The sequence below is a fragment of the Georgfuchsia toluolica genome (genome assembly GCF_907163265.1).
In the GTDB taxonomy this organism is placed as follows: domain Bacteria; phylum Pseudomonadota; class Gammaproteobacteria; order Burkholderiales; family Rhodocyclaceae; genus Georgfuchsia; species Georgfuchsia toluolica.
Map to the genome: position 1 here is coordinate 595,185 of NZ_CAJQUM010000001.1, position 25,612 is coordinate 620,796.

Sequence of the window (25,612 nt, forward strand, 5' to 3'; positions counted from 1 at the left end):
ATATCTCCCATATGGGAACAAGAGGGCAGGCCCCTTTGTAAATCCCCAAACTATCGCTCCGGTCAATCAGGCACAGAAACGATAAAGCCATGGGCGACCTGATCGAATTCCCCAATAGCGTTTACCGCTTGCACCAGCCGTTTGCGCCGGCCGGCGATCAGCCGCAGGCGATCCAGCAACTGGTCGAGGGTTTGAACGACGGCCTGTCCTACCAAACCCTGCTTGGCGTCACCGGCTCGGGCAAGACTTACACCATGGCCCATGTCATCGCCCGGCTCGGCAAGCCGGCATTGGTGATGGCGCCGAACAAGACGCTGGCGGCGCAGCTGTATTCCGAATTCCGTGAATTCTTTCCCGACAACGCGGTCGAGTATTTCGTCTCCTACTACGATTACTACCAGCCCGAAGCCTACGTGCCGGCACGCGACCTGTTCATCGAGAAGGATTCGAGCATCAACGAACACATCGAGCAGATGCGTTTGAGCGCGACCAAGAGCCTGCTCGAACGGCGCGACGTGGTGATCGTGGCTACGGTGTCGGCGATTTACGGCATCGGCGATCCGGTCGATTACCACACCATGATCCTGCATCTGCGCCAGGGCGAGAAGCTCACGCAGCGCGACATCATTCGCCGCCTGGTCGAGATGCAATATGAGAGGAACGAGGTCGAGTTCGCGCGCGGCCACTTCCGCGTCCGCGGCGACGTGATCGACGTGTTCCCGGCCGAAAATGCCGAGAGCGCGATCCGCATCATCCTCTTTGACGATGAGGTCGAGTCGCTGACTCTGTTCGATCCGCTCACCGGCCATAACAAGCAGAAGCTGTCGCGTTTTACGGTCTATCCATCGAGCCACTATGTCACGCCACGTGCGACGATAGTGAAAGCGATTGAGGCAATCAAGGTCGAGTTGCGCGAGCGCATCGAATTCTTCCAGAAGGAGCAGAAACTGGTCGAGTGCCAGCGCATCGAGCAACGCACCCGCTTCGATCTGGAAATGATGGATCAGCTTGGCTTCTGCAAGGGCATCGAGAACTACTCACGCCATCTCTCCGGGCGCCAACCGGGCGAACCGCCACCGACGCTGATCGATTACCTGCCGCCCGATTCGTTGATGTTTATCGACGAATCGCATGTCACCATCGGCCAGATCGGCGGCATGTACAAGGGCGACCGTTCGCGCAAGGAAAACCTGGTCAACTATGGTTTCCGGCTGCCTTCGGCGCTCGACAACCGGCCGCTCAGATTCGAGGAATTCGAGCGCCTGATGCCGCAGACCATCTTCGTTTCCGCGACGCCGGCCGAGTACGAGGAACAGCATCAGGGCCAGGTGGTGGAGCAGGTGGCGCGGCCGACCGGCCTCGTCGATCCGGAAATCGATGTCAGACCCGCCGCGACGCAGGTCGACGATCTGTTCGGCGAAATCCGCAAACGCGTCGCCGCGGGCGAACGCGTGCTGGTGACGACGCTGACCAAGAAGCTGTCCGAACAGCTCACCGATTATCTTGCCGACAACGGCATCAAGGTGCGCTACCTGCATTCGGACATCGACACCGTCGAGCGCGTCGAGATCATCCGCGACTTGCGCCTTGGCCTGTTCGACGTGCTGGTTGGCATCAACCTGCTGCGCGAAGGCCTCGACATTCCCGAGGTGTCACTGGTGGCGATTCTCGATGCCGACAAGGAGGGCTTCCTGCGTTCGACGCGCAGCCTGATCCAGACCATGGGCCGCGCCGCGCGCCACCTCAACGGCCGCGCCATTCTTTATGCCGATCGCGTCACCGATTCGATGCAGCGCGCGATCGCCGAGATCAACCGCCGCCGCGACAAGCAGCTCAAGTTCAATGCCGAACACGGCATCACGCCGGCCGGGGTGGTGAAGCGCATCAAGGACATCATCGACGGCGTTTATGACATAGAGATAGCGCAACGCGAACTCAAGGCGGCGCAGGAAGCGGCGCGCTACGAGGCGATGAGCGAGGTGGCGCTGGCCAAGGAAATCAGGCGTCTCGAAAAAGCCATGCAGGAACACGCCAGGAATCTGGAGTTCGAGGAAGCGGCCGCCGCGCGCGATGAACTGTTCAAGCTGAAGAAACTCGCGTTTGGCGGCGAAGCGCACGATTCGTCGATCGGTGATTGAGCAGGAAAAACCCTACAACTTATCCCCAGTATGATCACAAGCCATTCACAGCTTATTCAGCACATTTCCACAAACTTATACCTTGCACCTGCCACGCCAAAGCGTAGAGTGCACCGTCTGCTCGGGGGATAATCGATGTCGCAGGTAAGAGCATTCAATAATAATCAACAAGCTGATCCGCAGATCGCCGCGCTCAGACTGCCGCCGCACTCGATTGAAGCCGAGCAGTCGCTGATCGGTGGCCTGCTGCTCGACAACACGGCCTGGGACCGCATCGGCGACGTGGTCAGTGATGCGGATTTCTACCGTGACGACCACCGCCGCATTTTTATCCACATCCGCAAGCTGGTCGAGGCCGGCCGTCCCGCCGACGTGGTGACGGTGTACGAATCGATCGAGAAATCCAACGAAGTCGACCAGACCGGCGGCCTCGCCTATCTCGGCGAGATTGCCAACAACACGCCGTCAGCGGCCAATATCCGCCGCTATGCCGAGATCGTGCGCGAGCGCGCAGTGCTGCGCAAGCTGGTCACGGTCGGCGACGAGATCGCCGCCAGCGCGTTAAATCCCGCCGGACGCGAGGCCAAGCAACTGCTCGACATCGCCGAACAGAAAGTGTTCGAGATCGCCGAGGCCGGTTCGCGCAACATGGCAGGCTTCGTTTCCATTCAGCCGTTGCTGGGCGAAGCTGTCGATCGCATGCAGCAGCTCTACGACCGCGACGATCCGAGCGAGATCACCGGTACGCCGACCGGCTTCACCGATCTCGACCGCATGACTTCCGGTTTGCAGCCGGGCGACATGGTTGTCATCGCCGGTCGCCCCTCGATGGGCAAAACCGCGTTCGCGCTCAATATCGCCGAGCACGTCGGCGTCGATCTCGGCCTGCCGGTGGCGATCTTCTCGCTGGAAATGTCGGGGCCGCAACTGGCCATGCGTTTTTTGTCCTCGGTCGCGAGCATCGACCAATCGAAGATGCGCAGCGCCAAGCAACTCACCGATAACGACTGGGACAAAATGACCGTCGCCCTGGGCCGCCTGCATGATGCGCCGATCCATATCGACGAAACCGGCGCCATCAATGCCACCGACTTGCGTGCCCGGGCGCGGCGCCTGCATCGCCAATGCGGCAAGCTCGGCCTGATCGTGATCGACTACCTGCAACTGATGTCCTCGACACGTTCAGGCGAAAACCGCGCCACCGAAATTTCCGAGGTATCGCGCTCGATCAAGTCGCTGGCGAAGGAACTGCAAGTACCGATCCTTGCCCTGTCGCAGCTTTCGCGCAAGGTCGAAGAGCGCAACGACAAACGCCCGCTGATGAGCGACTTGCGCGAATCCGGCGCCATCGAGCAGGATGCCGACATCATCATGATGATGTATCGCGACGAGTATTACAACGAAAATCCGCAGAACAAGGGCCTTGCCGAAGTCATCATCGGCAAGCACCGCAACGGGCCGACCGGCAAGGTCACACTTACCTTCATCGGTGAGTATGCCAAATTCGTAAATTCCGCGGCGCCGGGGCACTACTGATTTTCCCGCGCGTGATGCGCTTGTCGAACCACAAACTTTTCGTCCACAGGGATTTCCGTCGGTCATTCCCTCGGAATGAGGGAATCCAGTTTCTTTCAGCCTTGCCTGGACTTATCCTTAAGCAACAGCAATGTCAAAGGTATATTTTGTCGCAATGCAGCGGTAAGCTGCATTGATAGGGTACACTCCGCCCCGCGCTGAGCCATCCAATCAGTCAATAATTCGGCGCGTTGCGGTCGATTTCCGGCTGTATCCCAATTCCCCAGAGCGTTTCCGCCTCGACTGGTTCGTGCCAAGCACGCAAGGCCGAATCCAGGAGTAATTCATGAGTTTTACCAATCTCGGCCTGCGCGCCGAAATTCTGCATGCCATTGGCGAGCAGGGCTATGACACGCCGACCCCGATTCAGGCCAAGGCAATCCCCTTGGTTTTGGAAGGTCGCGACCTGATGGCTTCGGCCCAGACCGGCACCGGCAAGACGGCGGGGTTCACCTTGCCCATCCTGCAACTGCTGAGCAGCCGCCAGGAGGGGCTGTCGCTCAAGCGTTTCAAATCGCGCGCATTGATTCTTACGCCGACGCGCGAACTGGCGGTCCAGGTGCAAGAGAGCGTGCGCACCTACGGCAAGCATCTGTCCCTGCGCTCGGCGGCGATCTACGGCGGGGTCGGCATGGGACCGCAGACCAAGGCGCTGCGTGCGGGTACCGATATTCTGGTGGCAACGCCGGGACGCTTGCTCGATCACATCCAACAGCGCAATGCCGATCTTTCCGGCATCGAAATTCTGGTCCTCGATGAAGCCGACCGCATGCTCGACATGGGTTTCATCAACGATATCAGGAAAATTATTGCATTGTTGCCGAAACAGAAGCAGAGCCTGCTGTTCTCGGCAACTTTCTCGGATGAGATCCGTGCCCTGGCTGCCGGCCTCATGCGCGACCCGGCCAGCGTCGATGTCGCGCCGCGCAACGCGGCCACATCGCTGGTCAAACATTCGGTCTATCTGGTTGATCGCGCACGCAAGCGCGATCTGCTGATTCAGCTGATCGAGAATCACGGCTGGCATCAGATATTGGTTTTTGCGCGCACCAAACATGGCGCCGATGCGCTGGCGGAGCGGCTCGACAAGGCCGGCATTCGTTCCGCCGCCCTGCATGGCAACAAGACGCAGGGCGCCCGCCAGCGCGCGCTCGAAGACTTCAAACGCAACAAGGTGACCGTGCTGGTGGCGACCGATATCGCCGCACGCGGCATCGATATCGACCAGCTGCCGCATGTCATCAATTTCGAGCTGCCGAACGTGCCGGAAGATTACGTGCATCGCATCGGCCGGACCGGCCGTGCCGGCACCAATGGCGAAGCGATCTCGCTGGTTTGCATCGATGAGCATCGTCTGCTGCGCGATATCGAGCAGCTGATGAAGAAAAGCATCGAGAAAAAAGTGCTGTCCGGCTTCGAGCCCGATCCGAGCATTCGTCCCGAACCGATCCAGAACGGCCGTCGCTCCGCCGGCGCAGCGAAAGCGCAGCGCAAGAGCGATCCCCGCAGCAGGACCGCAGGCAAACCGCAACGTCCACAGCAGCGGGGAGCTTCCGGCCGCAGCGCGCCACCAGCGCGCAAAAGCGGCGGCAATTACGCAGGTTCGCGCGATCGCTAGATTCTGATCAAGTAAAAAAAGAACCCGGCGCAGTTGCCAACTGCACCGGGTTTCCTTTGTTGCTGGCGGATCGGCGATCAGACCTGTGTCGTTTCCGCTTCTTCGAACAGCAGCTTGACCTTGTCGTTTTCGTCGAGATCAATGGTGACCTTGCCACCATGGACCAGGCGACCGAACAACAATTCGTCGGCGAGCGCCGAGCGAATTGTGTCCTGGATCAGCCGCGCCATCGGCCGCGCGCCCATCATTGAATCAAAACCCTTTTCGGCCAGCCAGGCGCGCAGCTCGTTGGTAAAAATCGCTTCGACCTTCTTTTCGTGCAACTGTCCTTCGAGTTGCATGAGGAATTTGTCTACCACGCGCAAAATGATGACCGAATCGAGTGCGGCAAACGAAATCGTCGCATCCAGCCGATTGCGGAATTCGGGCGTGAATAGACGCTTGATCTCGGCCATTTCGTCGCCCGCCTGCTTGTTGCTGGTGAAGCCGATACTGGTCTTCTGCAAGGATTCGGCGCCCGCGTTGGTCGTCATCACAATCACGACGTTGCGGAAGTCGGCCTTGCGACCGTTGTTATCGGTCAGCGTGCCGTGATCCATGATTTGCAACAGTATGTTGAATACGTCCGGGTGCGCTTTCTCGATTTCATCGAGCAGCAGAACAGCATGCGGCTTCTTGGTCACTGCTTCGGTGAGCAGCCCGCCCTGGTCGAAACCGACATAGCCCGGCGGTGCGCCGATCATACGAGACACCGCATGGCGTTCCATGTATTCCGACATATCGAAGCGAATCAACTCGATACCCATGCAATACGCAAGCTGGCGCGCGACTTCGGTCTTGCCGACGCCAGTGGGACCGGAAAATAGAAAATTGCCAATTGGCTTCTGCGGATTGCCGAGGCCGGAGCGTGACATTTTGATGGCGCGGCTCAGTGCATCAATGGCAGCGTCCTGACCGAATACGATGCTCTTCAAATCGCGGTCGAGATTCTTCAGTGCAGAACGGTCGTCCGAAGATACATGCTGCGGCGGGATGCGCGCGATCTTGGCGACGATTTCCTCGATCTCCTGCTTGCCGACGATTTTCTTCTGGCGCGACTTGGGCAGGATGCGTTGCGCCGCTCCCGCCTCGTCAATAACGTCGATCGCCTTGTCGGGCAGATGACGATCGTTGATGTACTTGGCCGCGAGTTCGGCGGCGGAGTTGATCGCGGCGGCGGAGTACTTGATGCCATGGTGTTCTTCAAAGCGCGTCTTGAGCCCACGCAGGATGGAAATGGTTTCTTCCACCGAAGGCTCTTCAACATCGATTTTCTGGAAACGGCGCGAAAGTGCATGATCCTTTTCAAACACGCCGCGGAATTCGTCGTAGGTGGTTGCGCCGATGCACTTCAATGCTCCAGATGACAGCGCCGGTTTCAGCAAATTGGACGCATCCAGCGTTCCGCCTGACGCCGCACCGGCGCCGATCAGGGTGTGGATTTCATCGATGAACAGCACTACTTTCGGATTGTCGACGAGTTGCTTCAGAACCGCCTTGAGCCGCTGCTCGAAATCGCCGCGGTACTTGGTGCCGGCAAGCAGGGCGCCCATGTCTAGTGCATACACCGTGGCATCGGCAAGTATCTCCGGCACCCGGCCTTCGATAATGCGGCGCGCGAGTCCTTCCGCAATTGCGGTCTTGCCGACGCCGGCTTCGCCGACCAGCAGCGGGTTGTTCTTGCGCCTGCGGCACAGGGTCTGGATGACGCGCTCGAGTTCCTTGTCGCGCCCGATCAGGGGGTCGATCTTGCCCGTCAAAGCTGCCTGGTTGAGATTTTGGGTGTAGCTGTCCAGCGCACCGGTTTTTTCCTGGCTTTCCGCTTCCTGTTCGGTCTGTTCTTCCTGCTTGCCAGCCGGCTGCGCGGCCTTGGCAATACCGTGCGAAATGAAGTTGACGACATCGAGCCGCGTTATGTTGTGACGCGTCAGGAAATACACGGCGTGGGAATCCTTTTCACTGAAGATCGCCACCAGTACATTGGCGCCGGTGACTTCCTTTTTGCCGGAGGATTGCACATGCAGGATGGCGCGCTGGATCACGCGCTGGAAACCGAGCGTGGGCTGGGTGTCGATTTCCACCGTACCCGGCACCGTGGGTGTGTGGTCGGCGATGAAGGTTTGCAGTTCCTTGCGTAGCGCTTCGATATCGGCTGCGCACGCACGCAACACCTCGGCCGAAGATGGATTGTCGAGCAGGGCCAGCAGAAGATGCTCGACGGTGATGAATTCGTGCCGCTTTTGCCGTGCTTCGACAAAAGCCATGTGTAGGCTGACTTCGAGTTCCTGGGCGATCATTTCAACTTTCCTCCATCACGCAAGCGAGCGGATGCTGATGCTGCCTGGCAAATGCAGTAACCGCGGCTGCCTTGGTGGCGGCAACATCCTGTGGATATATACCGCAAACTCCCTTGCCCTGACGATGCACCTGCAACATGACTATAGTCGCTTGCTCGGTACTCATGGCAAAAAATTTCTGCAGCACGACGATGACGAAATCCATGGGCGTGTAATCGTCATTCAACAGCAACACCTTGAACAGTGGCGGCGATTTGAGATCGGTCTTCTTCGGCGCCAGTACAAGGTTGTCGTCACGTGAGGACTGTTTGCGGGAAGCCATGGAGCAATTCTAATGCTGCCACGGGGTAATTCGTTGATTTTCCCTATCTCGAATAAAGCCCGGAATAGTTCTCAAATCCGGCCAGAGAAAAAAACCTGAGAGTGTTGTTTTTATGGGATAAAAAATACTTGACGTTTCGAATTAAAGTGCGTAAAAGGCGAACCGTGTCTGGTTCAGGTATCACCGCAGTGTCGAATGCCCCGCAGTCCTTCAGCTTTCTGAATCTCCGCTCGGCCCCCTTCCGCAGTGAACTTGTCGTCAGGCATGCCCCGTCGCGACGTATGCTAATTTCATGGCTATAGTGCGCCGGATCGTTTGATCAACCAAGGAAGAGGGTTTATGGCAATAGGTACTGTCAAGTGGTTCAACGATGCCAAAGGTTTTGGCTTTATTACTCCGGATGACGGCAGCGAAGATCTCTTCGCTCATTTTTCTGCCATCAATATGTCCGGTTTCAAGTCTCTGAAGGAAGGCGAAAAAGTGTCCTTTGAGGTCGTTCAAGGTCCCAAGGGCAAACAAGCCTCCAATATCCAGAAGGCCTAATAAAGGCCCCAAAACACGGCGTCGGCGACAGCACCGACACCAAAACAAAGCCCGCCCATTATTACCCTGGGCGGGCTTTGCATTTCATCATTGCATTAAATCAGTCAGGCATTGAGGGTGGCCAGTGCCGCATTCAGCGTGGTGCTGGGGCGCATGGCCTTCGACGCCTTTTCAAAATCCGGATGGTAGTAGCCACCGATGTCCTGGGGTTTCCCCTGGGCGCCAAGCAATTCGGCATTGATCTTCGCCTCGTTGTCGGCCAGTTTCTTTGCCAGCGGAGCAAAACGTGCCTGCAGATCCTTGTCCTTGCTCTGAGCGGCCAGCGCTTGCGCCCAGTAGAGAGCCAGATAGAAATGGCTGCCCCGATTATCGATTTCGCCGACCTTGCGCGCGGGCGAACGGTTGTTATCCAGTATCTTGCCGTTGGCCTGATCAAGGGTATCCGCCAGCACCTGGGCCTTCGGATTCTTGAAGGTCTGGGCCAGGTGTTCCAGCGATACCGCCAAGGCCAGGAACTCACCCAGTGAATCCCAGCGCAGATAACCTTCCTGCTGGAACTGCTGGACATGCTTGGGCGCGGAACCGCCGGCGCCGGTCTCGAACAGTCCGCCGCCTTTCATGAGGGGCACGATGGACAGCATCTTGGCGCTGGTGCCCAATTCGAGGATCGGGAACAGGTCGGTAAGATAGTCGCGCAGCACGTTGCCGGTGACGGAAATCGTATCCTTGCCGGCCCGGATGCGTTCGAGGGACAGGCGAATGGCATCCTCGGGCGTCATGATGCGGATATCCAGGCCGCTGGTATCGTGGTCCTTCAGGTATTTTTCGACCTTGAGGATGATCTGGGCGTCATGGCCACGGGCCTTGTCCAGCCAGAAGATGGCGGGGGCGCCAGTGGCCCGGGCACGGGCCACCGCGAGCTTGACCCAATCCTGAATCGGCGCGTCCTTGGCTTGGCACATGCGGAAAATGTCGCCCTGTTCCACCTTCTGCTCCAATAGCACCTTGCCCGTGGCATCGACGGCGCGAACGACGCCGTTGCCGGCAATCTCGAAGGTCTTGTTGTGGGAACCGTATTCCTCGGCCTGCTGGGCCATGAGGCCGACATTGGGCACGCTGCCCATGGTTTTCGGATCGACCGCGCCATGCTTCTTGCAGTCGTCTATGGCTTCCTGATAGATGCGGGCATAGCAGCGGTCAGGGATCATTGCCTTGGTGTCGTGCAGCTTGCCGTCGGTGCCCCACATCTTGCCCGAATCGCGGATCATGGCCGGCATCGAGGCGTCGACGATGATGTCGCTCGGCACATGCAGGTTGGTGATGCCCTTGTCGGAGTTGACCATCGCCAGTTCCGGCCGCGCCTTGTAGCAGGCCTGGATATCGGCCTCGATCGCGGCGCGTTGGGCCTCCGGCAGTTTGGCGATTTTTGCGATGAGGTCGCCCAGGCCGTTATTGACGTTGACGCCCAGTTCCTTGATGACCGCCGCATGCTTGTCGAAGACATCCTTGAAAAATACGGTAACGGCATGGCCGAACATGATGGGATCGGAGACTTTCATCATGGTGGCCTTGAGATGCAGGGACAGCATGATGTCCTGCTTCCTGGAGTCCTCGATCTGGGCCGCGTAGAACTCGCGCAGGGCGCGGCGGCTCATGACTGCGGCATCAATGATCTCGCCGGCCAGAAGCGGTGTCTTGTCCTTCAGCACCGTGGTCTTGCCGTCGTCACCGACGAACTCGATGCGGAAGCTGCCGGCCTCGGCGACGGTGACGGATTTTTCGCTGCCGTAGAAGTCGCCGCCGGTCATGTGTGCCACATGGGTCTTCGAGTCGGCGCTCCAGGCGCCCATCTTATGCGGATGGTTGCGGGCGTACTGTTTGACTGAAGCGGCGGCACGGCGGTCGGAATTACCTTCCCGCAGCACGGGGTTGACGGCACTTCCCAAGACCTTGCTGTAACGGGCCTTGATCTCCTTCTCGGCGTCGCTTTTCGGGTCTTCCGGATAATCCGGAACCTTGTAGCCTTGCGACTGCAATTCCTTGATCGCGGTTTTCAGCTGCGGAAGGGAAGCACTGACGTTGGGCAGCTTGATGATGTTGGCTTCCGGTTTTTGCGTCAATTCGCCCAACTCGGCCAGTTCGTCGGCGATGCGCTGGCTCGCAGTCAGGTTCTCGGGAAAATTGGCAATAATCCGTCCGGCCAGGGAAATATCCCTCGTCTCGACTACCACGCCAGCCGCGCTGGTAAATGCCTGAACGATGGGAAGCAACGAGTAGGTCGCCAGCGCCGGTGCTTCATCAACCTTGGTCCAAATAATCTTCGATATCTGCGTCGTCATGCTTCTTGCACCTCAATTAAGTATTTGATCTCCAGCGGCTTGCGCGCAATGCGTCATGTGAAATACCAAGTACATTGACATGCAAGGGTATGGGTGTCCAGGTTGCGGCCGCGGTCGATATGGGCGTCAATTTTACCGGTGCATTCGACCCTCCGTCCGAACGGGAGGACTTTGAAAGCGGCATCCCTCCGGGCTTCTTGGGGAAGGCGTCCGGACGGTGGCAAGGCCACGATTGTTTCAGGATAGATGCCGCAATCACGGTGCCAATGTTAACGCAAAAGCCCTTTCCCGTAGCAAACCAAGTGCAATAAACTGCTATAAATATTCATCCTTCATTTTCAGACAGCCAGGACTCATCATGGTTCAACCATTGATGGCGCTCGTTTACGGCCCCCGTCGGCGGTTAGCCCCGGCCATTGCGCACAAAGGTCGATCGACAGTTGCATATTGGAAGGCCGATATCGCCATAAAAATGTTTTTACCTGCGTCAACCGGCCGCCAAGCGCCGCGTTATTGGCAGTGACGCCCGGTTTTTTGCCGATCGTGTCAAGTCAAATCCAATACACTAGTGAAAGGAAATTGAAATGAGCAAACTGATCGCCACCCTGGTTGCTGGGCTTTTTGTCGCTGCTACCGCATTTGCCGCCGATGCTCCCAAGGCTGATGCCAAGGCTGCCCCGGCTGCTGCTGCTCCTGCTGCTGCTGCTCCTGCTGCTGCTCCGGCCGCCGCTCCCGCTCCTGCTGCCGAAGCCCCCAAGGCTGAAGCGCCGAAGAAGGTGAAGCATCACAAGAAGGCCAAGAAGGCCAAGGCCGAAGAAAAGGCTCCTGAAGCCGCCAAGTAATTCGGGCTTCAAGTTGCAAGAAAAGGGCGGGATATCCCGCCCTTTTCCTTTGGTGCACGCGGCGCGGGTCAAGCTGCCGCGATGCGTTGCCCGATGTGGCCGAGGGCTGCTCCCACCTGATCCACCAATATCAGGCACAGGTCCCCCTGGTCCAGGCTCGCCAGCGCCGTATCGATGGCTGAAAACTCGCCACGAACTTCCCTGATATCCGAAGTGCGTATTGCGTTTGCCAGGCCTTCGCGCAGCAGGGCGAGCACTTCGCCATCGGCGCGACCGCGCTGGCACTGGTCCTGATACAAGACCACTTGATCGAAAGCAGCGCCGAGGATTTGCGTCTGGCGTCTGAGATCATCGTCGCGCCGGTCTCCGGCACCGCTGATCACGACCGAGCGGCGCCGGGCCGGCATGCCCTCAACCGCTTTTACCAGCGCGAGAATCGCATCCGGATTGTGGCCGTAGTCAGCGATCACGGTGGCGCCACGATAATCAAAAAGATTGAACCGCCCCGGTACCGTATTCGGGTCGCTGACGAAGGTCGACAGCCCATCAACAATGACCTTCCATGAAATGCCCAGAGCCCAGGCGGCGGCGACGGCGGCCATGACGTTCTCGACCTGAAAGCCGATACTGCCGTTGCGCGTGAGCGGAATCCGCTCCAGCGGCAGACGCTGTTCGAACTGGCCGCGGCTGGCAACGATCCTGCCGTCTTCGACAAAGACGACGCGATGGCCTTGCGCGCGGCGCGTGCTGATGATCGGATGGTGCCGGTCGGCAGCGAAAAAAGTGACCGAGCCGGGACAGAAATCCGCCATGCTGGCCACCATCGGGTCGGCCGCATTGAGCACGGCGACACCGTCGGGAGCGACATTCTGCACCACGACGCGCTTTACTACCGCCAGGTCTTCCACGGTACTGATGTAACTCAGGCCGAGATGGTCGCCGCTGCCGATATTGGTCACCACCGCCACGTTGCAGCGGTCGAAGCCGAGCCCTTCGCGCAATACGCCGCCACGCGCCGTCTCGAATACGGCGGCATCGACATCGGGATGCATCAGTACATTTCGTGCGCTGCGCGGCCCGCTGCAATCTCCCGTGTCGATGCATTGGTCTTTGACATACACGCCTTCGGTACTGGTCATGCCGACGCAGCGGCCAGCGGTCGCAAGCAGATGGGTGATCAGGCGCACGGTGGTGGTCTTGCCGTTGGTGCCAGCCACAGCCACGATCGGAATACGGCCATCTTCACCTGGTGCGAACATCTGGGCGATGATGGCCTCACCGACGGCGCGGCCCTTGCCGTAGGAAGGTTGCAAGTGCATGCGCAAGCCCGGTGCGGCATTGACTTCGACGATGCCGCCACCCTGACTTTCAAGCGGTTCCAGCACGGATCCGCAGATGGCGTCGATGCCGCATATATCGAGGCCGACCATTTGCGCCGCCGCCACCGCACGCGCAGCCAGTTCCGGATGAACATCGTCGGTGACATCGGTTGCGGTTCCACCCGTACTGAGATTGGCATTGTTGCGCAACACGACACGCGCGCCGATGGGCGGCACCGACTCGGCGTCATAGCCCTGCGCGGCGAGCCGGGCGAGGGCTATATCATCGAAGCGGATCTTGGTCAGCAACGTGGCATGGCCCTCGCTGCGGCGCGGGTCGCTATTGATCTGATCGACCAGTGCGCGGATGGTATGGAGGCCGTCACCGATCACATGCGGCGGGTCGCGCCGTGCCGCGGCAACCAGTTTGTCGCCGACCACCAGCAGGCGGTAATCCTGGCCGGGCAGGTAGCGTTCCAGCATTACCGCAGAACTGATTTCCAGCGCCGCGTTGTAGGCAATATGCAAGTGGTCTTCACTGGTGATATTGACGGTAACGCCCTTGCCCTGATTGCCGTCCTGGGGTTTGACGACTACCGGCCAGCCGAGTTTGGCGACCGCGACGCGGGCGTCTTCAATGCTCTCCACGGGACGGCCTTCCGGAACCGGTACGCCGGCGGCATGAAGCAGGGTCTTGGTGAGTTCCTTGTCCTGCGCGATGGTTTCGGCGATGGCGCTGCTGCGATCGGTTTCAGCGGCTTGGATACGGCGCTGGCGGCTGCCCCAGCCAAATTGCACCAGACTGCCCTCGGTCAGGCGCCGATAGGGAATGCCGCGGGCAACCGCGGCCCGCACAATGGCGCCGGTACTGGGGCCGAGGCGAACGTCCTCATCGAGTTCGCGTAGCGCTGCCAAAGCCTGCGCCAGATCGAAGGGCTGGTCGTGCAGCGCGGCCATGCATAGCGCTCGTGCGTAGTCGAAGGCCAGGCGGCCGACCGCTTCTTCACTGTATTCGACGATGATCTGGTAAACGCCGGGTTCCACCGTTTGCACCGTGCGGCTGAACGTAACCGGGCAACCGGCCTGCGCCTGCAGGCCGAGCGCGGCCAATTCAAGTGTGTTTGGCAACGGCGGTAGCGATTCATCATTGCCGACTGGCGCCTGATAGCCAATTTCGGGAAAACGTTGGCGCAGCCGGGAAAAATAGCCGGGGCCGCCATACAAATCGCCCTGACAGGAAACGATTGCCTCAATCGCAGTATTCCGGCTCCACAGGTTGGGGCCGCGCAGGGCGCGAACGCGCGAGACATTAAAAGTTGCATACTGCATACTATCCATTTTCTGGCCGGGAGTAGGGCGGTTCATATCGGCCTGGTTACATGCCTGTTGATGCAAGCGTGGTTTTGTCGAGGGCCTCGTCGCGGCTCGGGTCGAAGGTTTCAATGACGGCGCGAATCAGTTCGCGCGGAATTTTCAGCGCCCATGCTGCGGCGACCGCAGTCAGGACGTTCTCGGTTTGGTAGGCAGCCGCCGTGTTGGCAGTCATCGGTATCTGACTCATAGCGGTTAACACGCTGGATTCGCCCCCAGTCGTCAATACGATTTGCCGGTCATGCAGCAGCACCGCGCGGCCGCCGTTGGCCAGGTGTTGGGCGAGGGGGGCGGCAGCGGGATCGCGGCTGAAAAACATGACCTCACCATCGCACAGCGAGGCCAGTTCCGCCACCAGCGGATCGGCGGCGTTGAGCACTGCCGCACCGTCATCGAGCACCAAATCGATCTGGGTACGGAAGACGTTTGTTATCTGCTCCGCGGTTTCTATAAAGAACTCCAGTTCGCTATCGGCAGGATCGATGTTGGTGACAATGCCGACCGAGCAACGATCGTAGGCAAGACCCTCACTGAGAATGGCGCGTTTTCCGTTTTCGAAAACGGCAGCTTCAACCGAGCGCGTCAACAACACCCGATGCGCAGATGCCCAGTTGGCGCAATTGCCCGTTTTGGCGCGGCGGCGGTCGAAAAACAGGCCATCGCCGCAGGCGAGACCGACCTGCTTGCCGGAGAGTTTGAGCATGCGGCCGATCAGGCGCGAGACCGTAGTTTTACCCTTGGAGCCGGTGACACCCACGATTGGAATGCGACCGTTCTCGCCTGCGGCAAAAAGGTGATCAACGATGGCGCGGCCGACCGGGCGCGGCTTGCCGGTGGCGGGCTTGAGGTGCATCAGCAGCCCAGGCCCGGCGTTGATTTCGACAATTGCGCCGCGCTGTTCGCGCAATGGCCGTGAGATGTCTCCAGCAACCAGATCGATCCCGGCGATATCGAGACCGACTACGCGCGCGGCCAGTGATACCGTGGCGGCGATGCTGGGATGAACCTCATCGGTGACATCGAAGGCGACGTTGCCATTGCGCTGGATCAGCACGCGCAGTCCCTTGGCGGGAACAGAGTCGGGAGTAAAGCCGCGGCGCGCCAGATCAAAAGTGTTGGCGGTGTCGTCTTCGAGCGAAACAATATTAAGCGGAAAGTCTTCGGTCAGGCCGCGACGTGGGTCGGAATTGATCTGGCTTTCGATCAGCTCGGTGATGGTCGCGCGACCATCACCCTTCACCCATGCGCTTTCTCCGCGTGCCGCCGCCACGAGTTTTTCCCCCACGACGAGCAGCCGGTGCTCGTTGCCGGGAATGAATTCCTCAACAATGATATGGCGGCTGTGCAGCAGAGCGCGAGTGTAGGAGGCTTTGACATCGGCTTCGGTCGAAAGGTCGACATAAACGCCGCGGCCATGGTTGGCGTCAGCCGGCTTGACAACCACCGGCAGACCGATTTCTTGTGCCGCCTCCCATGCGTCTTCGGGGCTGTCGACCGGACGTCCGCCCGGCACCGGAATGCCGCAGGCAGCGAGCAGGCTCTTGGTCAGATCCTTGTCGCTGCAAATGCCTTCGGCGATGGCACTGGTGAGGTCAGTTTCCGCGGTCCAGATGCGGTGGCTCTTCGCGCTCTGGCCGAGTTGTACCAGATTGCCCTCTGAAAGCCGGATCGTGGGAATGCGCCGCTCGGTCGCGCCATCGACGATGCAGGCGGTACTGGGGCCGAGAAACCGTGATTCGGCCATGTCGCGCAATGGGGCCAACTGTGCGGCAAGGTCGAAGGGCCGGTCCTCGACCGCCGCCAGGAGCAGTTCGCGCGCAGTGTCGAAGCAGGCGCGCGAGGTTTTCTCGTCGCGCGAACGTACCACAACCTTGTACACACTGCGCTGCGAGGTGCCGCGTGTCTTGCCGAAGCCGGTGCGCATGCCGATCAGGTTTTGCAGTTCGAGCGTGACGTGTTCGAGGATGTGCCCCATCCACGTCCCCTGCCGCAGCCGCAGCAGGAAGCCGCCGGGTTCGCCGATGCCGCAGCGATGCACGGCAAGGCTGGGCAGACACGCAGTCAGCCGATCCACGAAACCGGGCAGGGTGTTCGATGGGAATTCCTCGAATGCGCCGATATCGACCCAGGCTTCGAGGGCAGGGCGGTAGGTCCAGATGTTCGGACCGGCGAGATAAGTGACCCGCAGGAACTTGATGTCTTTTGTTTTCATTTAAAGAATTAGCTGTGCCCCCGGTTCAGATCTACAGCCTGAACCGCCCCCCGATGGGGCCAAGTCAATCTTGGGGCGGCCCGACGATTGACTTGATGGAGCTATCCCATTAACGCGGAGTGCGCTGAATTGCTGACAGGCTCCTGTAAATATTCTGGCAGACAAATCATGGTGGAAATCACCGATTAGGCGTGGAAATGACTGGGCTATACTCGCTGGCCCGTGAAATCGGTTTTTTCGGGTGATTTTCGACTTGCATATCAATGACGACAACGCCCCCCTTGCACTCACTTCCCCGCCCAACAGGTGCCTTGCCGCCCGTCTGGGAGACAGCGCTGAAACCCTTGCTGCAAGCGGGTGAAATGTTGCTGGCCTGGCTCGAAACCGACCTCGATGCGCAACTGCATTTCAGGCCGGGGGTGATTGTACTTACCGGTGCGCGGCTGCTGGCCTGCGACGCCAGCGGTCAATGGCAATCCTGGCCGTTGTCGACCGATTTGGCGTTGCGGCATTTAGACCATGCCGGCGTGGGCACACTGGCGCTCGAAGATGCGACGGGACGCCTGTCCGCATGGCGCTTCACGCTGGGGCAGAACGTTGATGCCGTCGGCCTGCTTGACGCATTCGAACGTCGTATTGAAAGCCTTACCAGTGGCCTGCCACCACGGCCGCGCGAAGAGAATGTCTGTCCGCAGTGCAAGGCCGTACTGGAACCGGGGGAGAAAGAATGCCCGATCTGTTCGCGCGCGATCCACACCCCGCCCTCAACCTGGACGCTGCTGCGGCTGTGGCGCTTCGCCCGTCCCTACCGCGGGCAGTTGCTCGCCGGCTTCGTCCTCACCCTGATCGCGACGGCCGCCAATATGGTGCCGCCCTACCTGTCCATTCCTCTGATGGATGACGTGTTGATTCCCTACCAGAACGGTGCACCCATCGATGTCATGCTGGTCGGCAAACTGCTCAGTGGCCTGCTGCTTTCCGCTATTGCGGCATGGGCCTTGAGTTGGGCCAAGACCTACATCCTTGCGCTGGTGTCGGAACGTATTGGCGCCGATCTGCGCACCGCCACTTACGAGCACATGCTGCGTCTTTCGCTCGAATACTTCGGCGGCAAACGCACCGGCGACCTGATGTCGCGCATCGGCTCCGAGTCCGACCGCATCTGCGTCTTCCTCTCGCTGCATTTGCTTGACTTCGCCACCGACGTGCTGATGGTGGTGATGACGGCGGTCGTGCTGTTCACCATCAATCCCTGGCTGGCGCTGGTGACCTTCCTGCCCCTGCCGTTCATCGTTTGGATGATCCATGTCGTGCGCGACCGGCTGCGCACCGGTTTCGAGAAAATCGACCGGGTTTGGTCCGAAGTCACCAATGTGCTGGCCGACACCATCCCCGGTATCCGCGTGGTGAAAGCTTTCGCGCAGGAGGAGCGCGAGACGATGCGCTTCCGCGAAGCCAACAGGCATAATCTCGCGGTCAATGACCGCCTCAACAAGATCTGGTCGCTGTTCTCGCCGACGGTGTCGCTGCTGACCGAAATCGGCCTGCTGGTGGTGTGGGGCTTCGGCATCTGGCAGGTCTCGAAAAGCCAGATCACGGTCGGCGTGCTTACCGCCTTTCTGGCCTACATCGGCCGCTTCTACACGCGCCTCGATTCGATGAGCCGCATTGTTTCGGTGACGCAAAAAGCGGCTTCTGGCGCGAAACGCATCTTCGACATTCTCGATCATGTGTCAAGCGTGCCGGAACCGGTGACGCCGGTGCATCTGAAAGAGGTGAAAGGCGCCATCGAGATTCGCGAAATCAGTTTCCGCTACGGCAACCGCTCGGTGATCCGCAACTTGAATCTCGGCATCCGTCCCGGCGAAATGATCGGCCTCGTCGGTCACAGCGGATCGGGCAAGAGCACGCTCGTCAATCTGATCTGCCGTTTCTACGATGTGTCGGAGGGCGCGATCCGCATCGACGGCACCGATATCCGTTCCGTCCCGGTGGCCGAATACCGGCGCCAAATCGGCCTCGTACTACAGGAACCCTTTCTCTTTTTCGGTTCCATCGCCGAGAACATTGCCTATGGCAAACCGGAGGCAACGCGCGAGGAAATCGTCGCCGCCGCGCGCGCCGCGCATGCGCACGAATTCATTTTGCGTTTGCCGCAAGGCTATGACTCGCAGGTCGGCGAACGCGGGCAGGGCTTGTCGGGCGGCGAGCGCCAGCGCATTTCGATTGCGCGCGCCTTGCTCATCGATCCGCGCATCCTGATTCTCGACGAAGCCACCTCGTCGGTCGACACCGAGACCGAAAAGGAAATCCAGAAGGCGCTCGACAACCTGGTCTATGGCCGCACCACGATTGCGATTGCGCATCGCCTGTCGACACTGCGCCAAGCGGACCGACTGGTCGTGATGGATCGCGGCCAAATCGTCGAAATCGGCGGCCACGAAGAATTGATGGCGCGCGAAGGCGCCTATTACAGGCTGTATCAGGCACAGGCGCGCAATGTGGATACCGAACTGGTGGATGACGACTTGAGCGAGGCCACGGCATGAACACCTCCATCAACTGGAAATTGAGCCGCGACGCTTACGGAAAACTGATTTTCGTCAGTGCCGAAGGAGAAACCGTCGAGAGCGTAGTGCCGGTGCGCGCCTTTCCGCTCACCGCGCCCGATGCAGGAATTGCTCTGGTGGCGGGCGATGGCCGCGAACTGGCCTGGATCCCCGATCCCGGCATGCTGCCTGAACCGCAGGGAGGATTGATTGCCGAAGAACTGGCGAGCCGCGAATTCATGCCCGTCATCCATCGCATCCGCAAGGTGTCGAGCTTCGCCACGCCGAGCACCTGGCGCGTCGAAACCGATCGTGGCGAGGCGAGCTTCATCCTGCGCGGCGAGGAGGACATCCGCCGCGTCGACCGCAATGCGCTGCTGGTTGCCGACAGCCACGGCATCCAATTCCTGATTCGCAATCCGCTGGAACTCGATTCCCACAGCCGCCGAATACTGGATAGATTCCTATGAACATGCTGTTGTGTATCGCGCTTACGCTGCTTGCTTTCATGAACGCAAATGTGCGGGCCGAATCCTTCCCTGAGATGGAACTCGCCATGGGCATATACCGCATCGAAGCCGAAGTCGCGGCCACCGATGCCGCGCGCCAGCGCGGCTTGATGTTTCGCGAAAAAATGCCCGCCAATCACGGCATGCTGTTCGTGTTTCCGGAATCGCGGCAGGAATGCATGTGGATGAAAAACACTCTGCTGCCGCTCTCGGTTGCCTTTCTTGACGACAAAGGCATTATTGTAAATATCGAGGAAATGGCCCCCCAAACTCTGAACAATCACTGCTCAGCCGGCCCGATCCGCTTTGCGCTGGAAATGAATGCCGGCTGGTTCAAGCAACACGGCTTCGGGCTGGGCACAGCCTTGCATGGGTTGGAACGGGCACCGCTGTCACGATAGACCGAGGCGTTGCATCCATCGGTTGAATCCGCTTTCAGAAAGCCGCCGAAGTGGTTGCGTATGTCATTAGGCTGGAATGGGTCGTAGTACATGTTCGCGAAACCAGCAGCGGCCGTTCGCCAATACACCCTTTCTATCCTCGCTAAACGTCGCCTTTGGCCAAGTACCGGCCAAGCCCCAATCAAGGCATGCCGTTTAGCAGTCCCTTGATGCGCCGCCGGATTTCGTATTCTTCTTCCTTGCCCGCCTGTGGAATTCTTTGCATCACGGATAAGAGCTGATAGCCGAAGTCTGGTGAATAGGCGTATGGCAAAACTCCGCGTTGTGCCGAAATATGCCTTAGTCGGCTTCGACTTCCATGTCGGGAATGTGCTGGAAGGCAATGCGCATCGGCGCGGCGAATAACGCCTGGTGCGCGCCGCCGAAATACAGACTGTTGCGACCGTAGCGCAAGTTGACCGCGTCGAGCACGACATTGAGGCGGTCGTGGCTGGTTTGGCCCGCTTCGTCGAACAGGCTGCGCGATTGCTGCGTCTGTTCCCTGAGGCTGCCGAGCGAAACGCCCACCGCCATCGGCGCCGCCTTGCCGCGTGGCTGCCGCGCCCAGAGTTGTTCAAACGCCGCCAGCAGTTGCAGCGTATCGCTGCTCGGATCGAAGCGGATATCGTCGTGCCACGATGTGCGGTTTTCATATTTGACATAGGCATGCATGGCGCCGGCAATCAAGGCATAGCTGCGCAGGCGCATGGCGGCTTTTTGCAGCAGGCGATGCAGCACCGAATGCGCGCCTTGTTGCGTGCGCAACTCGGGTGGCATGACATGAGAATGACCGATGCTGGCGCGCGCATGCTCGGTCGTTGCGGTTTCTTCCCCGCGCAGCCTGGCGTGGAGGCGGCTGCCTTCGATGCTGCCCCAGGCGGTCTGCAACTGGTCGGCGTTGAGCGCGCATAGCTGTCGCATCGTGGTGATGCGCCGGCGCGCGAGGCGTTGCTCCATGGCGCGGCCGATGCCGGGAATGGCGCGCAGTTCGAGCGGGTAGAGCGCATCGGGCAGATCGCCGGATTCGATCACCGTGCAGCCATCCGGCTTCTTCATGTTGGAAGCGATCTTGGCCAGCATGGTGTTGGGCGCGATGCCGATCGAGCAGCGCAGATGCTCGCCGACTGTGGCGGCGATGGTGCGCTTGATGTGCGCCGCCAGCGCCAGCGCCTTGTCGCGCTGCCGTTCGCTGCCCATCAGCGGGCAAGCCATTTCGTCAATGGACAGCACCTTGCCAACCGGCGTGCAGGATTCGACCGCCGCCACCAGTTCGTGATGCTTTTGCACATAAAGCGATGGACGCGCCTCGACGAACACCATATCGGGACAGCGTTTCCTTGCCTCGCGCACCAGGGTGCCGGTCTTGATGCCGAACGCCTTGGCTTCGTAGCTGGCGGCGATGCAGCAGGTGCTCTCGGTCATTACCGGCAATACGCCGAGCGGCTTTCCGCGTAGCGCAGGCCGTAGCTGCTGCTCGACCGAAGCGAAGTAAGAATTGAAATCGACGTAAAGAATGCGCAAAGACATGGCGCTACTTTACGCCCGCCCAGGCTCGCTGCATGAGCCTGGGACTCATCAGGCAGGGTGCCTGAATGCGAAAAATATGCATCGCCCCGAACATTGCAAGTGATTGATATTAAGAGACATCCATAGATATGCCGGACCCAGCCGCATAAGTTTTTTGTACTTCGCCGCGCTTGACTGGCGGCACAGCCTCCCTATCGATTCGATGGAATGTCTCAATATCATATTGATTAATATGAATTAATTGACGCTCTGCGGCATCCTGGCACAGCTGATGCGTATAGACGATCGAGCAAGTCCTGATTATCAAACGTGTCAAAGGAGAACATCATGAGCGCCCTACGTAAATACGAAGTTTCCGAAGTCGAAGTTCAAGCGGTTGCACCGGTTGAGAAGACCGAGCGCTGGATCGCAGTGCCGATCACCCCCGAAGAACACGCTGCCGCCGCAGTTCGTCGCGAAAACAAGGCAAAGAACATCGCTCTCTTCCTCGCCGCCCCGTTCATCGCGCTAGCCTACGCGGTTGCCATGCCCTTCGTGGCCTTGGGCATGATCGCCTGGTTCGGTGCCAAGGCGCTTGCCGTGAAGGTTCCAGCGACCAAATTCATTGCGCTGACCGTCGCTGCTCCATTCATCGGTTTGGCCACAGTCGTTGTCGGTCCCTTCGTCGGACTCGGTGCCTTGGCTTGGGTCGGAATCAAGGCTGTTGCACATCGTTGAACAGATTGGTTGTCAGACAAACAGCACGCAACAGGTGGCCAACATGAGCGAGAAAACCAAAGTCCTGGTGGTTGATGACGAAGAAATCATTCACCGCAGTTACGCCAGGATTTTGGCTGGCGGCAACTGCAATGTCGAAGTAGCCTGGAATGGCAAGGATGCCTTGCAGGCGATGAAGCAACGCGCGGTTGATGTCGTCTTGCTCGATATGCGCATGCCGGAAATGGATGGCATGGCCGTCCTCAAGGCGATCAAGACGCAGTGGCCCGAGATCGAAGTCGTCGTGATCACCGGTAATCCCAGCATTGAATCCGCCAAGGAGGCGGTGGCTCTGGGTGCCTACGACTATCTCGCCAAGCCGGTCGGCCCGGACGACATCATCCAGGCAACCAACCGCGCAATGACGCACAAGAAGTGGGCATTGCACTGTGAGGCGCAGAGTCAGAGCACTGCCATACATTAGTTACCATGGAAAAAACAACGTCCAATTCTCTCAAGGAGATTATCGTGAACAAGCTACCCAGAATCCTGGTTGTCGATGACGACCCTGTCGTCGCAAAAAGTATCGATCGAGTTCTAACCGCCAAGGGCTTTGCGGTCATCAACGCCCAGAGCGGCGAGGATGCGCTGCAGAAACTCAAAAACGAGACCTACGATGTGGTGTTTACCGACATCAAGATGCCCGGCATCAGCGGCATTGAAGTCGCGGAACGGATCAAGGCCAGTCAGCCCTGGTTGCCAGTCGTGATCGTCACGGGTTACAGCTCCCTGGAGAATCAATCCAGGGCAAAGGCAGCCGGCGTATCAGGCTTCCTGAACAAGCCGTTGTCGCCGGAAATGATCGAGCGCAGTGCCAGCAAGGCATTGGAAGAGCATCGCCAGCCGGCCGCCGAACCCATGACGGAAGCGGTTGCCAGCGAAGCCGTCACAGCGCCCGCAGCGACGGCGGCACCGGTGAAAGAGAGCCGGATCAAGAATCTCGCGTTGTTCCTTGTCGCCCCGATCATCGGCCTCGCTTATGCCTTGGCGATGCCTTTCGTGGCAATCGGCGCGATTGCCTGGATCGCCATGAAGGGGAAGAAGAAGGGCTAGTGTTTAGTCCCGGGGTGCGCCGTCAAAGGCTGCGGCCTCTGTGCGCACCCGTGACGGATCGATGTTGATCCCCAGCTTTGAAGGAGATTCAATTTCCGCAACTGTCAAACACGAGGCGACTCGTGCTACTTCTTTTTGCCAGAACGTTTCTTGCCAGATTTCTCATTGCCTATTACATCATCTGCCCAGCTCAATGCCGCCACAACGTTAGGAAAACCTATGGTGCTTGTTACTGAAAGCAGGGCATGGTGAATTTCCTGTGAACTGACGCCTGCCTCCAGCGCCCGCCTTACATGGCTGTGTACTGCACCTTCGGAGCGGATAGCCGCTGCCGCACCTAACTGAACCAGATGCGTGACTGCTTCTCCGAGCGGACCAGCTTGTTGTATTGCTAGTCCTAATGCCTCAACGGCGCACAAGTATTCCGGATATTTTTTCTTGAGCTGTAAATATGCACTTGGCTCGTTCTTTTTTGCCATGATTGTCTCCTTGTATGAATTTACTTCTGATGAGGATACGTTTGAACAGTATGGCATATCCTTTGGCTGCTTATGGTCGATCCCATTACGGTCTGGACTGAGAGCGGTCCAACTTCCCGTGAAAGCCAGGCCTGCAAATCCGTAACGAATCTGCAGGCTTGATGCTTACAGCACTTCGCCGGCGTGATCGGCCAGACGTGAGCGTTCGCCGCGTTGCAGGGTGATGTGGCCGCTGTGGGGCCAGTCCTTGAAGCGGTCAACGACGTAGGTCAGGCCCGAACTGCCCTCGGTGAGGTAGGGCGTATCGATCTGCGAGATGTTGCCGAGACAGACCACCTTGGTGCCGGGACCGGCGCGCGTGATCAGCGTCTTCATCTGCTTCGGCGTCAGGTTCTGTGCCTCGTCGATGATCAGGAACTTGTTGATGAAGGTGCGGCCGCGCATGAAGTTGAGCGATTTGACCTTGATGCGGCTGCGGATCAGGTCCATGGTCGCGGCGCGGCCCCAGTCGCCGCCGTAGGCACCGCCCTGGCCGGGTTCGTCGGCCGGCTTGTTGAGCACGTCGAGGTTGTCTTCGAGGGCGCCCATCCACGGTGTCATCTTTTCCTCTTCGGTGCCGGGCAGGAAGCCGATGTCTTCGCCCACCGGCACGGTGACGCGGGTGATGATGATCTCGGAAAAGCGCTTCGTTTCCAGCGTCTGCGTCAGGCTTGCAGCGAGCGTAAGCAGCGTTTTGCCGGTGCCGGCCTGGCCGAGCAGGGTGACGAAGTCGATGTCCGGATCCATCAGCAGGTTGAGCGCGAAATTCTGTTCACGGTTGCGCGCGGTGATGCCCCACACGGCGTTCTTGTGATGGCTGTAATCAACCAAGGTGGACAACACTGCGGTCTTGCCGTCGCGTGCGCGCACATTGGCGAGGAAAGGGCGCTCCTTGTCGGCATCGAGATAAACAAACTGGTTGACCAGCAGACTTGGCACCAGCGGCCCCTGTATCTGGTACAGCGTCTTGTTGTCCTGCTTCCATGACTTCATGTTCTGGCCGTGGGTCTCCCAGAAATCTGCAGGCAGCGCCAGTGATCCGGTATAGAGCAGATCGGTGTCTTCGAGCACCTTGTCGTTGAAGTAGTCCTGTGCCGCGAGACCCAGCGCACGCGCCTTGATGCGCATGTTGATGTCTTTCGACACCAGGATCACCGGCCGCTTGGCGAATTTGCCCTGCAGGAACATCACCACGGCGAGGATCTGGTTGTCGGCGCGCGAAGTGGGCAGGGAGTCCGGCAGCGTGCCATTCATGGCTTCGGTCTGCAGGAACAGGCGGCCGCTGGCCAGTTCGTGCGATGGTTTCAGCAAATCGATGCCGGCGGCAATGCCGTCCTCGCCGCCGCTGACGATTTCATCAAGCATGCGACTGGCCTGGCGCGCATTGCGCGCGACTTCCGACATGCCTTTCTTGTTGTCATCGAGTTCTTCGAGCGTCTTCATTGGTATGAAGATATCGTGCTCCTCGAAGCGAAACAGGCTGGTCGGGTCGTGCATGAGAACGTTGGTATCGAGCACGAAGAGCTTGGTGGCGCTGTTGTTGCGGTCGCTGGACTTGGTGTGGCGCTTTGCGTTCATCAATACTCCAAAAGGTCAGGGGCGGCAGGGTTGCTTCACTGTTGTCAGTGCGATTTGTACCATAGTT

The 25,612-nt window shown here is 59.2% G+C and carries 19 protein-coding genes; 11 read left to right on the top strand and 8 right to left on the bottom strand.

Annotated elements, in window-relative coordinates; genetic code table 11:
- Positions 1–89: 89 nt before the first annotated feature.
- The 3 genes from uvrB (at position 90) to K5E80_RS02865 (ending at position 5,331) form a co-directional block, all read left to right on the top strand.
- Positions 90–2,138, top strand: coding sequence for an excinuclease ABC subunit UvrB (uvrB, locus tag K5E80_RS02855; protein WP_220634737.1), 2,049 nt, complete (start codon positions 90–92; stop codon positions 2,136–2,138).
- 135 nt (positions 2,139–2,273) lie between these two features.
- A complete protein-coding gene (gene dnaB, locus K5E80_RS02860; protein ID WP_220634738.1) occupies positions 2,274–3,674 on the top strand; it encodes a replicative DNA helicase in 1,401 nt (466 codons plus the stop codon).
- Positions 3,675–3,999: 325 nt separating this feature from the next.
- A complete protein-coding gene (locus K5E80_RS02865) occupies positions 4,000–5,331 on the top strand; it encodes a DEAD/DEAH box helicase (protein WP_220634739.1) in 1,332 nt (443 codons plus the stop codon).
- 77 nt (positions 5,332–5,408) lie between these two features.
- Here K5E80_RS02865 and clpA read toward each other — a convergent pair whose 3' ends face one another.
- Entirely contained in the window at positions 5,409–7,667 is a 2,259-nt protein-coding gene (gene clpA, locus K5E80_RS02870; protein WP_220634740.1) for an ATP-dependent Clp protease ATP-binding subunit ClpA, read from the bottom strand.
- Between the two features lies 1 nt (position 7,668).
- A complete protein-coding gene (gene clpS, locus K5E80_RS02875) occupies positions 7,669–7,989 on the bottom strand; it encodes an ATP-dependent Clp protease adapter ClpS (protein ID WP_220634741.1) in 321 nt (106 codons plus the stop codon).
- A 339-nt stretch (positions 7,990–8,328) separates the two neighbouring features.
- On the opposite strand from clpS, the gene K5E80_RS02880 reads away from it, so the two are divergent.
- Positions 8,329–8,532: a cold-shock protein gene (locus tag K5E80_RS02880; protein WP_220634742.1), complete on the top strand. Its 204-nt coding sequence runs from the start codon at positions 8,329–8,331 to the stop codon at positions 8,530–8,532.
- Positions 8,533–8,636: 104 nt separating this feature from the next.
- Here the strand turns inward: K5E80_RS02880 and K5E80_RS02885 are convergent, their stop codons facing one another.
- Complete coding sequence (locus tag K5E80_RS02885; RefSeq protein ID WP_220634743.1) at positions 8,637–10,871, bottom strand: NADP-dependent isocitrate dehydrogenase; 2,235 nt, start codon at positions 10,869–10,871, stop codon at positions 8,637–8,639.
- 584 nt (positions 10,872–11,455) lie between these two features.
- On the opposite strand from K5E80_RS02885, the gene K5E80_RS02890 reads away from it, so the two are divergent.
- A complete protein-coding gene (locus K5E80_RS02890; protein WP_220634744.1) occupies positions 11,456–11,713 on the top strand; it encodes a hypothetical protein in 258 nt (85 codons plus the stop codon).
- Between the two features lie 68 nt (positions 11,714–11,781).
- Here K5E80_RS02890 and cphA read toward each other — a convergent pair whose 3' ends face one another.
- Both cphA and K5E80_RS02900 read right to left on the bottom strand, forming a co-directional pair.
- Positions 11,782–14,361, bottom strand: a complete 2,580-nt coding sequence (gene cphA, locus K5E80_RS02895; protein ID WP_220634745.1) for a cyanophycin synthetase — start codon at positions 14,359–14,361, stop codon at positions 11,782–11,784.
- A gap of 46 nt (positions 14,362–14,407) precedes the next feature.
- A complete protein-coding gene (locus tag K5E80_RS02900) occupies positions 14,408–16,615 on the bottom strand; it encodes a cyanophycin synthetase (RefSeq protein WP_220634746.1) in 2,208 nt (735 codons plus the stop codon).
- 263 nt (positions 16,616–16,878) lie between these two features.
- Here K5E80_RS02900 and K5E80_RS02905 point away from each other — a divergent pair, with 263 nt between their 5' ends.
- The 3 genes from K5E80_RS02905 to K5E80_RS02915 are packed head-to-tail and all read left to right on the top strand — an operon-like array spanning position 16,879 to position 20,074.
- Entirely contained in the window at positions 16,879–19,164 is a 2,286-nt protein-coding gene (locus K5E80_RS02905) for a cyanophycin metabolism-associated ABC transporter (RefSeq protein ID WP_220634747.1), read from the top strand.
- Complete coding sequence (locus tag K5E80_RS02910; protein ID WP_220634748.1) at positions 19,161–19,634, top strand: cyanophycin metabolism-associated DUF1854 family protein; 474 nt, start codon at positions 19,161–19,163, stop codon at positions 19,632–19,634. The genes K5E80_RS02905 and K5E80_RS02910 overlap by 4 nt, the downstream gene beginning before the upstream one ends.
- On the top strand, positions 19,631–20,074 hold the full coding sequence (locus tag K5E80_RS02915) for a DUF192 domain-containing protein (protein WP_220634749.1): 444 nt from the start codon (positions 19,631–19,633) through the stop codon (positions 20,072–20,074). Before K5E80_RS02910 ends, K5E80_RS02915 begins: the two co-directional genes overlap by 4 nt.
- A 339-nt stretch (positions 20,075–20,413) precedes the next feature.
- On the opposite strand, the gene K5E80_RS02920 is transcribed toward K5E80_RS02915, so the two are convergent.
- Complete coding sequence (locus K5E80_RS02920) at positions 20,414–21,640, bottom strand: DNA polymerase Y family protein (protein ID WP_220634750.1); 1,227 nt, start codon at positions 21,638–21,640, stop codon at positions 20,414–20,416.
- Between the two features lie 327 nt (positions 21,641–21,967).
- Here K5E80_RS02920 and K5E80_RS02925 point away from each other — a divergent pair, with 327 nt between their 5' ends.
- The 3 genes from K5E80_RS02925 to K5E80_RS02935 are packed head-to-tail and all read left to right on the top strand — an operon-like array spanning position 21,968 to position 23,449.
- Positions 21,968–22,357 (top strand): hypothetical protein, encoded by a 390-nt coding sequence (locus K5E80_RS02925; RefSeq protein WP_220634751.1) that lies wholly within the window; start codon positions 21,968–21,970, stop codon positions 22,355–22,357.
- A 43-nt stretch (positions 22,358–22,400) separates the two neighbouring features.
- Entirely contained in the window at positions 22,401–22,820 is a 420-nt protein-coding gene (locus tag K5E80_RS02930; protein ID WP_220634752.1) for a response regulator, read from the top strand.
- Positions 22,821–22,864: 44 nt separating this feature from the next.
- Positions 22,865–23,449, top strand: coding sequence for a response regulator (locus tag K5E80_RS02935; RefSeq protein WP_220634753.1), 585 nt, complete (start codon positions 22,865–22,867; stop codon positions 23,447–23,449).
- A gap of 125 nt (positions 23,450–23,574) precedes the next feature.
- Here K5E80_RS02935 and K5E80_RS02940 read toward each other — a convergent pair whose 3' ends face one another.
- Both K5E80_RS02940 and K5E80_RS02945 read right to left on the bottom strand, forming a co-directional pair.
- Complete coding sequence (locus tag K5E80_RS02940; protein WP_220634754.1) at positions 23,575–23,928, bottom strand: carboxymuconolactone decarboxylase family protein; 354 nt, start codon at positions 23,926–23,928, stop codon at positions 23,575–23,577.
- Positions 23,929–24,093: 165 nt separating this feature from the next.
- Positions 24,094–25,545 (bottom strand): PhoH family protein, encoded by a 1,452-nt coding sequence (locus tag K5E80_RS02945; protein ID WP_220634755.1) that lies wholly within the window; start codon positions 25,543–25,545, stop codon positions 24,094–24,096.
- Positions 25,546–25,612 lie beyond the last annotated feature (67 nt).